General features: G+C 62.1%; 13 protein-coding genes. 8 read left to right on the top strand and 5 right to left on the bottom strand.

What is annotated here, in order from left to right:
- Positions 1-89 precede the first annotated feature (89 nt).
- Positions 90-1,382 (bottom strand): OprD family porin, encoded by a 1,293-nt coding sequence (locus tag ACZ5BO_RS08670; protein WP_464699255.1) that lies wholly within the window; start codon positions 1,380-1,382, stop codon positions 90-92.
- Positions 1,383-1,618: 236 nt separating this feature from the next.
- Between ACZ5BO_RS08670 and ACZ5BO_RS08675 the strand changes: the two genes are divergently transcribed.
- On the top strand, positions 1,619-2,290 hold the full coding sequence (locus ACZ5BO_RS08675) for a response regulator (protein ID WP_025127898.1): 672 nt from the start codon (positions 1,619-1,621) through the stop codon (positions 2,288-2,290).
- Positions 2,283-3,668 carry a sensor histidine kinase gene (locus ACZ5BO_RS08680; protein ID WP_025127899.1) on the top strand — a complete coding sequence of 462 codons (1,386 nt, stop codon included), beginning with the start codon at positions 2,283-2,285 and terminating at the stop codon, positions 3,666-3,668. The genes ACZ5BO_RS08675 and ACZ5BO_RS08680 overlap by 8 nt, the downstream gene beginning before the upstream one ends.
- A gap of 3 nt (positions 3,669-3,671) precedes the next feature.
- Here ACZ5BO_RS08680 and ACZ5BO_RS08685 read toward each other — a convergent pair whose 3' ends face one another.
- On the bottom strand, positions 3,672-4,493 hold the full coding sequence (locus ACZ5BO_RS08685; protein WP_025127900.1) for an HDOD domain-containing protein: 822 nt from the start codon (positions 4,491-4,493) through the stop codon (positions 3,672-3,674).
- Between the two features lie 37 nt (positions 4,494-4,530).
- The gene (ygfZ, locus tag ACZ5BO_RS08690) at positions 4,531-5,472 is read right to left on the bottom strand and encodes a CAF17-like 4Fe-4S cluster assembly/insertion protein YgfZ (RefSeq protein ID WP_464699257.1); all 942 of its coding nucleotides are present in this window, start codon (positions 5,470-5,472) and stop codon (positions 4,531-4,533) included.
- 148 nt (positions 5,473-5,620) lie between these two features.
- Here ygfZ and ACZ5BO_RS08695 point away from each other — a divergent pair, with 148 nt between their 5' ends.
- Positions 5,621-5,875, top strand: a complete 255-nt coding sequence (locus ACZ5BO_RS08695) for an FAD assembly factor SdhE (RefSeq protein WP_025127902.1) — start codon at positions 5,621-5,623, stop codon at positions 5,873-5,875.
- Complete coding sequence (locus ACZ5BO_RS08700; protein ID WP_464699259.1) at positions 5,859-6,311, top strand: protein YgfX; 453 nt, start codon at positions 5,859-5,861, stop codon at positions 6,309-6,311. Before ACZ5BO_RS08695 ends, ACZ5BO_RS08700 begins: the two co-directional genes overlap by 17 nt.
- Here ACZ5BO_RS08700 and nadB read toward each other — a convergent pair.
- Positions 6,280-7,896: an L-aspartate oxidase gene (gene nadB, locus ACZ5BO_RS08705; RefSeq protein WP_025127904.1), complete on the bottom strand. Its 1,617-nt coding sequence runs from the start codon at positions 7,894-7,896 to the stop codon at positions 6,280-6,282. The two genes, ACZ5BO_RS08700 and nadB, sit on opposite strands and share 32 nt — an antisense overlap.
- A 570-nt stretch (positions 7,897-8,466) precedes the next feature.
- Between nadB and rpoE the strand changes: the two genes are divergently transcribed.
- From rpoE to ACZ5BO_RS08725, 4 genes are all read left to right on the top strand, one after another.
- The gene (gene rpoE / locus ACZ5BO_RS08710) at positions 8,467-9,048 is read left to right on the top strand and encodes an RNA polymerase sigma factor RpoE/AlgU (protein WP_007930230.1); all 582 of its coding nucleotides are present in this window, start codon (positions 8,467-8,469) and stop codon (positions 9,046-9,048) included.
- Positions 9,049-9,079: 31 nt separating this feature from the next.
- Positions 9,080-9,667: a sigma-E factor negative regulatory protein gene (locus ACZ5BO_RS08715; protein WP_025127905.1), complete on the top strand. Its 588-nt coding sequence runs from the start codon at positions 9,080-9,082 to the stop codon at positions 9,665-9,667.
- Between the two features lie 8 nt (positions 9,668-9,675).
- Positions 9,676-10,632, top strand: a complete 957-nt coding sequence (locus ACZ5BO_RS08720) for a MucB/RseB C-terminal domain-containing protein (protein WP_025127906.1) — start codon at positions 9,676-9,678, stop codon at positions 10,630-10,632.
- A 224-nt stretch (positions 10,633-10,856) separates the two neighbouring features.
- Complete coding sequence (locus ACZ5BO_RS08725; RefSeq protein ID WP_464699262.1) at positions 10,857-12,287, top strand: DegQ family serine endoprotease; 1,431 nt, start codon at positions 10,857-10,859, stop codon at positions 12,285-12,287.
- Between the two features lie 78 nt (positions 12,288-12,365).
- On the opposite strand, the gene ACZ5BO_RS08730 is transcribed toward ACZ5BO_RS08725, so the two are convergent.
- Positions 12,366-13,799, bottom strand: coding sequence for a M48 family metalloprotease (locus tag ACZ5BO_RS08730; RefSeq protein WP_025127908.1), 1,434 nt, complete (start codon positions 13,797-13,799; stop codon positions 12,366-12,368).
- Between the last annotated feature and the right edge of the window lie 22 nt (positions 13,800-13,821).

Genomic DNA, 13,821 nt, shown 5'->3' on the forward strand with positions numbered 1-13,821 from the left:
GCTGGCGAAGGGGCCCATGAGCCTTGTGCAGGACTGCGGGCCTCTTCGCTGGCAAGCCAGCGCCTACGACGCAGCGAGATACGGAGGGCTTACCACAGGGCCACGGCGTAGCTCACCAGCAAGCGCACTTCATCCGCATCGCGAGCCGAATAGTTGGAACGGTAGGTGGCGTTGCGCAGGCGCACGGCGACATCCTTGAAAGTGCCGCTTTGCACCACGTACTTGATCTCGGTGTTGCGTTCCCATTCCTTGCCGGTGTCGCCGTTCTTCAGGGCGATGTTGTCACCGCTGAGGTAGCGGGTCATGAAGCTCAGGCCAGGCACCCCCAGCTTGGCGAAGTCATAGTCGTAGCGGGCCTGCCAGGAACGCTCCTCGGCGCCGGCGAAGTCGTTGATCTGTACGAAGTTCACCAGGTACGGATCGCTGCCATCGACATAGGGGAAGGCGCTGTCGCCGGACATGTGCTGGTAGCCCGCGCTGAGTTTATGCCCGTTCAGGGCGTAGCTCACCAGGCCATTGAGGGACTTGTTGTCGATCTTGCCGCCCCGGGCCTGGCCCTGGTCGTCGCTGATGGCCAGGCGCAGGTCGGTGGCGAAGGTGCCAGGGCCCATGGGACGCGAGGCCACCAGGCCGAGGAAGTGCTGGCTGTAGACATCGTCCAGCTGGGCGAAGTGGTAGCTGCCGGTGATCTTGTCGGTGAACTTGTAGTCCAGGCCGCCGAAGTTGAAGTGCTTGCCGGCCACGGTGCCGGCGAAGCGGCTGTTCTTGTTGTTGAGGCGGATGTCTTCGTAATTGCTGTCGTCGCGGTCCTTGGCCTTGTCCAGGCGGCCGCCGGTGAAGGTCAGGTTCTTGATCTCCCTGGAGGTCAGCAGGCCACCTTCGAAGGTTTGCGGCAGGATGCGCCCGTCATTGGGCTTGAGGATCGGCAACTCGGGAATCAGGCTGCCGATCTTCAGTTCGGTGGCGGAGATCTTCACCTTGCCGGTCAGGCCGAGCTTGGAGTACTGGTTGGCCGCGCGTCCGTCATCGTGGGTTGGCAGCAAGCCGGTGCCGGTGCGGTCGGGGCTGGAATCGAGCTTGACCCCAAGCATGCCCAGGGCATCCAGGCCGAAGCCCACGGTGCCTTCGGTGTAACCCGACTGCAGGTTGAGCATGAAGCCCTGGGCCCACTCGTCGCGCTTGGATTGCTGGGCACTGGTGCCGTCGCGAAAGTCGCGGTTGAAGTACATGTTGCGGGTTTCGAAGGTGGCGCTGCTGTCTTCGAAGAAGGCGGCCTGGCTGAACGGCGAGAAGCCGGCGAGGGCGGCGGCACCGGCAAGGGCGCTAGGGGTCAGACGGGAAAAACGCGCAGGCTGGGCAGCCTGAGGGTGCGAGGACGGCATCCTGGTGTACTCCGTTATTGTTCTTATTTTGACGAAAACGCTTCGAGGCGTTTTGCGGCTCGGCGGCCATCAAGGCCCGGGCAGTCGGGACTGTCCGTGACAGGACTGTAATGCGCCAACCTTTCGCTAACCTTTCAGCGCACTTTCACGGTTTTCGGGCTTCACAGCGGCGGTTGCGGCGGTACACTCCGCGCCAAAGAGTGGTACCGATAGCCCCCGGAACGAGGTAATCATCCATGCGAGTCCTGCTCGTTGAAGACCATCTGCAACTGGCCGAAAGTGTCGCCCAGGCGCTCAAGAGCACCGGCCTGACCGTGGATGTGCTGCACGATGGCGTGGCCGCCGACCTGGCCCTGGGCAGCGAGGAGTACGCGGTGGTGATCCTCGATGTGGGCCTGCCGCGCATGGACGGTTTCGAGGTGCTGGCGCGGTTGCGGGCCCGGGGCAAGAACCTGCCGGTATTGATGCTCACGGCCCGCAGCGATGTGAAGGACCGGGTCCATGGGCTCAACCTGGGGGCCGACGATTATCTGGCCAAGCCTTTCGAACTCACCGAGCTGGAAGCCCGGGTCAAGGCCCTGCTGCGCCGCAGCGTGCTGGGGGGCGAGCGTCAGCAGCGCTGCGGGGTGCTGGCCTATGACCTGGACACCCGGCGCTTCACCCTGGGTGAGGAATTGCTGACCCTGACTTCCCGCGAGCAGGCGGTGCTCGAAGCGCTGATCGCCCGCCCGGGGCGGGTCATGAGCAAGGAGCAACTGGCCTCTCAGGTCTTCGGTCTGGACGAGGAGGCCAGCCCGGACGCTATCGAGATCTACGTGCACCGCCTGCGCAAGAAGCTCGATGGCCACGCGGTGGTCATCGTCACCTTCCGTGGCCTGGGCTACCTGCTGGAAAGCCGCGATGCATAAGCCCAGCAGCCTGCGTTGGCGGTTGCTGTGGAACCTGGCGCTGTTGCTGGTGGTGCTGATGCTGGCCAGCGGCTTGAGTGCCTACTGGAATGGCCGGGAGGCCGCCGATACCGCCTATGACCGGACCCTGCTGGCCTCGGCGCGGACCATCGCCGCCGGCCTGTCCCAGCGCGACGGCAGCCTCAGCGCCAATGTGCCCTACGTGGCCCTGGATACCTTCGCCTACGACAGTGCCGGGCGCATCTACTACCAGGTCAACGACATTCACCAGCACCTGATCTCCGGTTACGAGAACTTGCCGGGGCCGCCGCCCGGTACCCCCCGCACCGATGACTATCCGGCGCTGGCGCGCTTCTACGACGCCACCTACCAGGGCCAGAACGTGCGGGTGGTGAGCCTGCTCAAGGCGGTCAGCGAGCCGAACATGAACGGCATGGCGGAAATCCGCGTGGCCGAGACCGACGAAGCACGGGTCGCCATGGCCCGCAGCCTGATGGCCGATACCTTGCTGCGCCTGGGCATGCTGGCGATCGGTGCCTTGCTCTTGGTGTGGTTCGCGGTGAGCGCCGCCTTGCGTCCACTGGAACGATTGCGCGGCGCGGTGGAAGAGCGTCAGCCCGATGACCTGCGGGCCCTGCCACTGGTTTCAGTGCAGCGGGAGTTGTGGCCGCTGGTGCGGGCCCTGAATCATTTCACCGAGCGGCTGCGAGGGCAGTTCGAGCGCCAGGCGCAATTCATTGCCGATGCGGCCCATGAGTTGCGCACGCCCCTGGCGGCACTCAAGGCACGCCTGGAACTGGGGCTGCGCTCGAGCGAGCCCGAGACCTGGCGCTCGACCCTGGAGAGCGCGGCCCAGGGTACCGATCGCCTGACTCACCTGGCCAATCAGTTGCTGTCCCTGGCGCGGGTGGAAAACGGTGCCCGAGCCATTGCCGAGGGCGGTGCGCAGTTGCTCGACCTCAGTCAGCTGGCCCGCGAGCTGGGCATGGCCATGGCGCCCCTGGCCCATGCCCGGGGCGTGGCCCTGGCTCTGGAGGCTGACGAGCCGGTGTGGCTCAAGGGTGAGCCGACCCTGCTCAACGAGTTGCTGAGCAACCTGGTGGACAACGCCCTGGCCCATACACCGCCGGGCGGCAACGTCGTGCTGCGGGTTTCACCCCCGGGGGTGCTGGAAGTCGAGGATGACGGGCCGGGGATTCCCCTGGAGGATCGCGACCGGGTGTTCGAGCGTTTTTACCGACGCAACCAGCAGGTCGCGGGATCGGGGCTGGGGTTGGCGATTGTCGGCGAGATCTGTCGCGCACACCTGGCGCCGATCAGCCTGCATGACGGCGAGCCGTCGGGATTGAAGGTGCGGGTGAGTTTTATCGCCGACTAGGGGTCAATAGAGCATTGAGCGCGATTCCAGGAGATCGCCGCACATGGCCTGGTTGTCCGGGTCGATCCCCAGTTTCTTGAAGGCCGGTACGCTGAAGGCGTCGATTCGCGACAGTGGATGCTCGGTGTCTTTGTGGCAATACAGGGTCGCCACCTGGACCAGGTCGACGTAGTCGATGGCTGTGCACTGACGGTTGAAGTTCAGGTACTGCCCGGGAATCTCCACCAGTTGCTCGGGGAATTCCCAGACCCGCAACAGCTTGTCACCCAGCAAGGGGTGGATCCGCTCGATCACATGATTGAGGCTGACCGGGTCGGAGAGCAGTTCATAGTGGTCTTCGGCGTAGGTAAGGATCGGCAGCACGCCAATCTGGTGCACCAGGCCGCCAAGCGCTGCCTGGTCAGGCTTGAGCTGGGTGTAGCTGCGGCACAGGGCATAGCTGACCCCGGCCACCTCCAGGCTATGGCGCCAGACGTCGCGCATCTTCTGCTCCACCACCTCGGAGCGGGCGTTGAAGATCTGCTCCATCACCAGGCCGATGGCCAGGTTGCTGCTGTAGTTGACCCCCAGGCGAGTGATGGCGGTGTGCAGGTCGGTGACTTCCTGGGCGGCCCGCAGCAACGGGCTGTTGACCACCTTGATCAGCCGCGCCGAGAGTGCGGTGTCGCGGCCGATCACTTTGCTCAGGGTGCTGACGCTGATTTCCGGGTCTTCGGCGGCCTGGCGAATCTGCATGGCCACCTCCGGTAGGGTCGGCAGGACCAGGTCATCGTTGTCGATGGCCTCCACCAAATCCCGTTGGACCTTTTCCGCCAGCTCAGTCATTTCAGTTCTCTAGGGTGTGGCAAAAATGAGCCAGTGATCAGCGCTGGATCTCGCGGTCGCGGTCCAGTTGGTACGGCAGGTCCAGCAATTGCAGGCCGGGCCCTTCAAGTGCACCAAGGTGCAGGTTGCCGCCTTCCACGGCCTCGGCCTGGAGCACGGCCAGCAGTTCGATCTGTTGCGGTGCTTGGGCAGCCAGCACCACTTCGCCAATGGCGCTGTTGTGGGTCGGAGAAAACAGCGGGGTGCCGGGGGCTGGCAGTTCGCCCGCAGGCAAGGCCAGGCGGTACAGACGGCGCTTGAGCTTGCCCAGGTACTGCATGCGCGCGACGATTTCCTGGCCGGTGTAGCAGCCTTTCTTGAAGCTGACGCCGCCCACGGCCTGCAGGTTGAGCATTTGCGGGATGAACAGTTCGCGGGTCTGCGGCATGACCTGGCCCAGGCCCGCGCGGATCTGGCCCAGCAGCCATTGGTTCAGATCGCCCTGGGGCAGTTGCGCGGCCAGTTGCTGGCGCAGGCTGTCGGCCCGATCTGTCGGGACCCAGAGCTCAGCGCGCTCGTTGGAGACGCGTACGGCAATCAAGCCGGCGGCGCGGACCACGGCGCCGTCTTCCTCGGGCAATCCAAGGCCCAGGGCGTCCAGCACGGCCTGCCCGTTGGTGAGGCCGAAGCGGGCCCATTGGGGGCTTTCGTCGCTGAGCTTGGCCTTGGAAAACACCGCATACTTCTTCAGGTCCGCCAGTTGCGTCTCGATCAGTTCGCTGGCCATGGCCAGCAGGCAGCCGTCGCCGTCCAGAACAATGCGGAAGCTCGATTGCATGCGGCCTTTCTGGTTGCAGCGGGCCCCCAGGCTGGATTGCGTGTCGCTGAGGTAATTGAGGTTGCAGGTCAACTGGCCCTGAAGGAACTTGCTGGCATCAGGGCCGCGGACGGCGAGTACGCCTTCGTGGGACAGGGGGCAGAAAAAAGCGGAGTCAGCCATGGTTCATCGCAGGGTAAAAAGTCTGAGGCACATCATAAGGGGGCGCCCCTGAAATGGATAGTTCACAAAGGTGGGGCGGGGCCGACCAAAGCCGACTGTTCTCGTGCCCCCCGGGCTGTATACTTGCGCTCTATTTGAGGAGGGCCCCATGGTTGAAGATGTTGAACTGAATCGCCTCTACTGGCACAGCCGTCGCGGCATGCTTGAGCTGGACGTCTTGCTGGTACCGTTCGTCCGAGAGGTGTACGCCCATCTCAACGAGACTGATCGCGAGTGCTATCGCAAGCTGCTGGAGTGCGAGGATCAGGACATGTTCGGATGGTTCATGGAGCGCAATGAATCCGAGGACCCTGAACTGCAACGCATGGTTCGCATGATTCTGGACCGTGTCCAACCCAAGTAGGCTGTTCGAGTGCCGCTGGCGTGCTTCACGGCAATTGCTGGCGGCCTACCTCCTGGCTCAGGCATTCGCCCTGGGCGCCGTTTCCCTGCTGGATATCCCTCTTTTCGCCAAGGTCCTGGGGATTTTTCTGTGCCTGGCTCACGCTGGTTGGGTGCTGCCCCGCCAGGTTCTGCTGACCCATCCCCGGGCGTTCACTCGTTTGCGGTATTCGGCGGATGGCTGGCAATTGTGGAACCCGGCCCAGGGCTGGCAGGCGGTGCAACTGCGGCCCGACAGCCTGGCGCTGCCGTTGATTGTGGTCCTGCGCTATCGCCTGGCGGGTGAGCGCTGGGTCCGTTCCCTCTGCGTGCCGCGGGATGCGCAGGCGGCCGACGAGCATCGGCGCCTGCGGGTGCGCCTCAAGTTCAGCCGGCGTAGGTGGGTGGCTGAAGGATAGTGTCCCGGGCTTCGAGCAGCTGATGCGGGTAGTCGAGGGTGTAGTGCAGGCCTCGGCTTTCCTTGCGTTCCATGGCCGAGAGGATCATCAGTTCGGCGACCTGGGCCAGGTTGCGCAGTTCGATCAGGTCCCGGCTGACCTTGTAGTTGCTGTAGAACTCGTCGATCTCGTCCAGTAGCAGGCGCACCCGGTGCTGGGCTCGTTGCAGGCGCTTGTTGGTGCGCACGATGCCCACGTAGTCCCACATGAATCGCCGCAATTCGTCCCAGTTGTGCGCAATGATCACGTCTTCATCGGAGTCGGTGACCTGGCTGGCATCCCAGGCGGGCAGGGCGATGGGGATCGATACCTGGGGCAGCTGTCGAAGAATGTCGGCCGCTGCCGAGCGAGCGTACACGAAACACTCCAGCAGCGAGTTGCTGGCCATGCGATTGGCCCCGTGCAGGCCGGTGAAGCTGGTTTCACCGATGGCGTACAGGCCGGGGACGTCGGTGCGGCCCTGTTGGTCGACCATCACTCCGCCACAGGTGTAGTGAGCTGCCGGCACTACCGGGATGGGCTGCTTGGTGATGTCGATGGAAAATTCCAGGCAGCGTTCATAGACGGTCGGGAAGTGAGTCTTGATGAAGGCTTCGGGCTTGTGGCTGATGTCCAGGTAGACGCAATCGATGCCCAGGCGCTTCATCTCGTGGTCTATGGCCCTGGCCACGATATCCCGAGGGGCCAGTTCGGCGCGGGGGTCGAAGCGTGGCATGAAGCGCTCGCCATTGGGCAGCTTCAGGTGGGCGCCTTCTCCGCGCAGGGCCTCGGTGATCAGGAAGCTCTTGGCCAGGGGGTGATACAGGCAGGTGGGGTGAAACTGGTTGAATTCCAGGTTGGCCACCCGGCAGCCCGAACGCCATGCCATGGCGATGCCATCGCCGCAGGCGCTGTCGGGGTTGCTGGTATAGAGGTAGACCTTGGCCGCGCCGCCGGAGGCGAGGATCACGAAGCGTGCGCCGAAGGTATCGACTTCGCCGGTGCCGCGGTTGAGCACGTAGGCGCCCAGGCAGCGGTCGCCTTCCAGTCCCAGGCGCTTCTCGGTGATCAGATCGACGGCGACCCGTTGTTCCAGCAACTCGATATTGGGGTGTTGCCTGGCTTGAGCGAGCAAGGTCTTGAAAATGGCGGCGCCGGTGGCATCAGCGGCATGGATGATTCGCCGGTGGCTGTGGCCGCCTTCACGGGTCAGGTGGAACTCGAAGCCGTTGTCGTCGCTGCCGGCATCGTCGTCGCGGGTAAAGGGCACGCCCTGGTCGATCAGCCACTGGATGGCCTCCCGGCTGTGCTCGACAGTGAAGCGCACGGCATCTTCATGGCACAGGCCGCCGCCGGCATTGAGGGTGTCATCGACGTGGGATTCGACAGTGTCGGTATCATCCAGTACAGCAGCGACTCCGCCTTGGGCCCGGTAGGTCGAGCCATTGGCGAGGTCGCCTTTGCTCAGGACGGCAATACGCAGGTGGCTGGGCAGGGTTAGGGCCAGGCTCAAGCCGGCGGCACCGCTGCCAATCACCAGGACATCGTGTTGAAACTGTTGGCTCATTTGAAGGATTCCGCTCAAAGCGACCCAGGACGGGGTTGGCGCAAGACGCCTGAATCGGCAAGTCAAAGCAGCCACACAGCCCACTAGTATATAGAGGGGGGGATCGGCACAATAGTCGCGCCTTCACGGCATTGTGCGACTTTGCTGAGCAAAAGCGTTGCACTCGATCCGCCTGATATGCGGACCAGCTATTGCCCGAATCGGCTATTGGCGAGTGCTGATCCAGGGAACAGGGCTGTTTTTCTCTTTATCGTTACACAATCTTCGTTCTGCACAGCTATAAAGATTGGGAACTTTTGCAGAGGCCCAAAGCTCAATAGAAGGTTGCCTGAAAGAAGGGACAGCGTCGGTTCTATCCAAGGTTTGCGATGTGTTCCTTGTGACAGGAAGCGGCGACAGGATTATTCGCGCAGCCGGCTTTGCCCGCGCTGCGTTTTTCGTGCGTGCCGGATCAGAGCCCGCAGGAAACTTGCTTGGAGGGGGAGAACTTTTGCGAAAAGCCCGAGTCTATGTTTGCAAGCCTGATCGATTAGTGATGCAAGCCTCCTCCGAGCTTATCGAGGAGAGTTCATGCTAACCCAGGAAGAGGATCAGCAGCTGGTCGAGCGCGTTCAGCGTGGCGACAAGCGAGCGTTCGATCTGCTCGTGCTGAAATACCAGCACAAAATTCTCGGGTTGATCGTGCGTTTCGTGCACGACACCCATGAAGCCCAGGATGTCGCACAAGAAGCCTTTATCAAGGCTTACCGTGCACTAGGAAACTTTCGTGGTGACAGCGCGTTTTATACGTGGCTGTACCGTATCGCCATCAACACGGCGAAAAACTATCTGGTTTCACGCGGCCGTAGGCCGCCGGATAGCGATGTCAGTTCCGAGGATGCAGAGTTCTATGACGGCGATCATGGCCTGAAGGATCTCGAATCACCGGAACGTGCATTGCTGCGGGATGAGATCGAAGGCACCGTCCATCGAACCATCCAGCAACTGCCGGAAGATTTGCGTACAGCCTTAACTTTACGTGAATTCGATGGTCTGAGTTACGAGGACATTGCCAGCGTCATGCAGTGTCCGGTGGGTACCGTGCGCTCCCGGATTTTCCGCGCTCGGGAGGCCATCGATAAAGCCCTGCAGCCGTTGTTGCAGGAAACCTGAGACAGCGGCGACAGCCAAGAGAGGAACCGCCATGAGTCGTGAAGCCCTGCAGGAATCGCTGTCCGCGGTGATGGATAACGAAGCGGACGAACTGGAATTGCGTCGGGTATTGAATGCCATCGACGAAGTGGAAACCCGTGAGACCTGGGCCCGTTATCAAATCGCCCGGGCAGCCATGCACAAGGACTTGCTGCTTCCACGTCTGGACATTGCCGCTGCTGTTTCTGCAGCTCTGGCTGATGAAGCCGTGCCGGCCAAGGCCTCCCGCGGACCATGGCGCAGCCTGGGCCGTCTGGCGGTCGCTGCCTCGGTGACCGTTGCGGTGCTGGCCGGTGTTCGCCTGTACAACCAGGACGAAATCGCCGGTGTCGAACTGGCCCAGCAGGCCGGTCAGCCAACCCTGGCTACCCCACAAGTGAAAGGCCCAGCTGTATTGGCCGGCTACAATGAAAGCTCGGAAGCCACCGGCCCCATGGCCAATGGCGTACTGCAAGGGCAGCCAGGCTGGCATGACCAGCGTCTGCCGAGCTATCTGCGCCAGCATGCCCAGCAGGCTGCACTCAAAGGCACTGAAAGCGCTCTGCCTTATGCCCGTGCGGCAAGCCTGGAAAACCGCTAAGGAGGATCATGCGCGCCATACCTCTACTAACGCTTCTGCTCAGTGGCTGGTTTGTGGTTCCAGCCCATGCCGACGAAGCCCAGGACTGGTTGCAGCGTCTTGGGCAAGCGGAACAGCAGCAAAGCTTTCAGGGCACCTTCGTTTACGAGCGTAACGGTAGTTTTTCTACCCACAACATCTGGCACCGAGTCCAGGATGGCAAGGTCCGCGAGCGGTTGGTCCAGCTCGATGGCTCCGCTCAGGAAGTAGTGCGTGTCGATGGTCGTACCCAATGCGTCAGCGGCATGCTGGTGGCAGGCTTGGGAGACACTCCCGACTCTGCGGCGCGTTCGTTGGACCCGCAAAAACTCAAGAACTGGTACGACCTTGCCGTTATCGGCAAGTCGCGCGTGGCCGGCCGCCAGGCGGTAATCGTTTCGGTCACGCCCCGCGACCAGCATCGCTACGGTTTTGAATTGCACTTGGACCGGGAAACCGGCCTGCCGCTCAAGTCCTTGCTGTTGAACGACAAGGGGCAGTTGCTGGAGCGCTTCCAGTTCACTCGCCTGGACACCGCGGATGTGCCTGAGGACGCCGAGTTGCGCCCCAGTGCCGACTGCAAGCCGGTCACCCTGGACAGTGACAAGGCCTCGGCGGTCAAGACTGCGCAGAGCTGGCACTCCGACTGGTTGCCCCCGGGCTTCGAGTTGACCAGCAGCAGCGCACGCAAAGACCCGGAAACCAAGACTCTGGTCAACAGTCTGCTGTACGACGATGGGCTGGCGCGTTTCTCGGTGTTCCTCGAACCGCTCAATGGCGCGACAGTCACTGATACCCGGACTCAGCTCGGGCCAACCGTTGCCGTGTCGCGCCGCTTGACCACGCCTGATGGCGAGATGATGGTCACCGTGGTCGGGGAAATTCCCATTGGCACTGCTGAGCGTATTGCCCTGTCGATGCGTTCCGATGCCAACGCCAAGCAATGAGGCTTCATGGGTTGTGTAAGAGGTCAGTCATGGCTGCTCCACAATTGAGAAGATGAAATGTTTGGTGAGCAATTTCATTTGCAAAATCCCCAAAGTTTTTTTATAGGTCAGAACCCCTTGGTTCTGGCCTTATTTTGTCGTTCCTGGCGCAAAAGTACTGCCCCTGTCTGGGTGGTGCCCCTTGCTCCATATCGCTTAATCACGCTCGTCGTAACGGGAGCCGTATGTCGATACCACGCTTGAAGTCTTACTTCACCATTCTTGCCACCGTGCTGGTGCTGGGTCAGGCCGTGTCTGCCCAGGCAGCCGAGTTGCCTGATTTCACGCAACTGGTCGAGCAGGCCTCGCCTGCAGTGGTGAACATCAGTACCACCCAGAAACTGCCTGATCGCCGGGTTTCCAATTCGGCGCAGATGCCTGATCTCGAAGGCCTGCCGCCAATGTTGCGGGAGTTTTTCGAGCGCGGCATGCCACAGCAGCGTTCTCCGCGCGGCGATCGCCAACGTGAAGCGCAATCCTTGGGTTCGGGATTCATCATCTCCCCGGATGGCTACATCCTGACCAACAACCACGTGATTGCCGATGCCGACGAAATTCTCGTGCGTCTGGCTGATCGCAGCGAATTGAAGGCCAAGCTGATCGGCACCGACCCTCGTTCCGACGTGGCGCTGTTGAAGATCGACGGAAAAGACCTGCCGGTGCTGAAACTGGGCAAGTCCCAGGACCTCAAGGCCGGCCAATGGGTGGTGGCAATCGGTTCGCCGTTTGGCTTCGACCACACAGTGACCCAGGGTATCGTCAGCGCCATCGGTCGCAGCCTGCCGAACGAAAACTATGTGCCGTTCATCCAGACCGACGTGCCGATCAACCCGGGCAACTCCGGTGGCCCGCTGTTCAACCTGGCAGGTGAAGTGGTGGGGATCAACTCCCAGATCTACACCCGTTCCGGTGGCTTCATGGGGGTGTCCTTCGCGATCCCGATCGATGTGGCCATGGATGTTTCCAACCAGCTCAAGACCGGCGGCAAGGTCAGCCGTGGCTGGCTGGGTGTGGTGATTCAGGAGGTCAACAAGGACCTGGCTGAATCCTTCGGCCTGGAAAAACCGGCGGGTGCGCTGGTGGCGCAGATCCAGGATGACGGCCCGGCAGCCAAGGGCGGCCTGCAAGTGGGGGACGTGATTCTCAGCCTCAACGGCCAGCCTATCGTCATGTCGGCAGACCTGCCGCATCTGGTAGGGGCACTCAAGGCCGGTGCCAAGGCCAACCTGGAAGTGATCCGCGACGGCAAGCACAAGAATGTCGAGCTGACTGTCGGTGCGATCCCCGAAGAAGACAAGGACCTGAGCATGCTGCCCAAGTCCGGCGTCGAGCGCAGCAGCAATCGCCTTGGGGTGGCTGTGGTTGAACTCACCGACGAGCAGAAGAAGTCTTTCGACCTCAAGGGCGGCGTGGTCATCAAGGAAGTCCAGGACGGTCCTGCGGCATTGATCGGCTTGCAGCCGGGCGACGTGATCACCCACCTGAACAACCAGGCGATCACCTCGGCGAAGGAATTTACCGAAATCGCCAAGGCGCTGCCGAAGAACCGTTCGGTGTCCATGCGCGTCCTGCGTCAGGGCCGAGCCAGCTTCATCACCTTCAAGCTGGCGGAGTAATCCGTCAGGCGAAAGGTTCGCCCCAATGAAAAAGCCCGCCTCGTGAGAGGCGGGCTTTTTTGTGGGCTCGACATCACTTCACCGCATCATGTCCTTGACCATCTGCTCCTGATCCATCATCTCGCGCTGGCGAGCATCGATCCGAGACGACAGGGGGAAGTTGCTGCCGGCCCGCCGCTTGGCGAAGTCCAGTTGCTGGATCGCCTGGCGGTAGTCGCCCACCAGGGCGAAGTATTCGGCGCGAGCCTGATGCAGGCCGATGATGTTGCCCGACAGGCCGCGGGTTTCTGCTACCAGGTACCAGACGTCCGGATCATCGGGGCGACTTTTCAGCAGGCCTTCCAGGGCCTTTTCCGCATCTGCCGGGCGGTTCTGCTTGAGCAGCAGGTCAACCCGGATCTGATTCAAGGGGTAGTTGGCCGGGTACAGGCTGAGCATCCTGTCGACTCGGGTTTGAGCGTCCGGCAGGCGGCTGTTGGCCATGTCCAGTTCGATCTGGGCCAGGTTGTAGGTGATCTCGTTGGGGGATTTGGCCAGTAGAGGCTTGAGGTTCTCTCGGGCCTCGTTCCATTGGCTGCCCTTGATCTGAGCGATGGCCAGGCCGTAGCGGGCAATGTCGTTCTTCGGATTTTCATCGAGCTGCGCGCGAAAGCGCTTGGCGGCCAGGCCTGGAGAATCTTCGTAGGTCAGTTGCACACGAGCGCGGATCAGTTGATAGCGCAGGCTGTCTTCGATGCCGCCAATCTTGGCCTGCTCCGCACGGTTGCGGGTGTCGGCGATCCGTGACTCGGTAACCGGGTGAGTCAGGAGGAATTCCGGTGGCTTGGCATCGAAGCGGTATTGGCGTCCCAAACGTTCGAACATGGTGGGCATCGAACGCGGATCGTAGCCGGCTTTCTCCAGGTTGAGGATGCCGATGCGGTCGGCTTCCTGCTCGTTCTGGCGGGAGAAGCGCCGCTGTTCCTGGATGGCCGCCGCCTGGGTGCCGGCAATGGTGGCGATGCCTGCATCGCCGGCGCCGGCAGCAGCGATCACGATCCCGGCCAGCAGTGCTGCCATCATGGGCACCTGCATCCGCTGCTGGGCTTCGACACCGCGAGCAAAGTGGCGCTGGGATAAGTGCGCCAGTTCGTGGGCCAGTACCGAGGCATATTCGCCCTCAGTCTGGGCATTGAGGAACAGCCCGCCGTTGACCCCGATGATCCCACCCGGGGCCGCGAAGGCGTTGAGTTGCGGACTGTTGATCAGGATGAACTCCAGGCGCCGGTCATTGACCTGGCTGGTCTCCACCAGTTTGTAGACGCTGGTTTCGACGTAGTCCTTGAGTTGCGGGTCATTGAGCTGCGAGACCTGGCTGCGCAGCAGCGCCAGCCAGGCACGGCCCAGTTGGTATTCCTGTTGAGGAGAGACGATGGCTGAACTGGCATCACCGAGTGACGGCAAGTCGTCGGCGAAGCCCGGTGAGGCGAGCAGGCAAGCGAGCGTCAGCAGGGTCGGGCGCAATAAATTCATGCACATAGCCTTAATCGACAAA

Source organism: Pseudomonas sp. FFPRI_1, assembly GCF_055384485.1.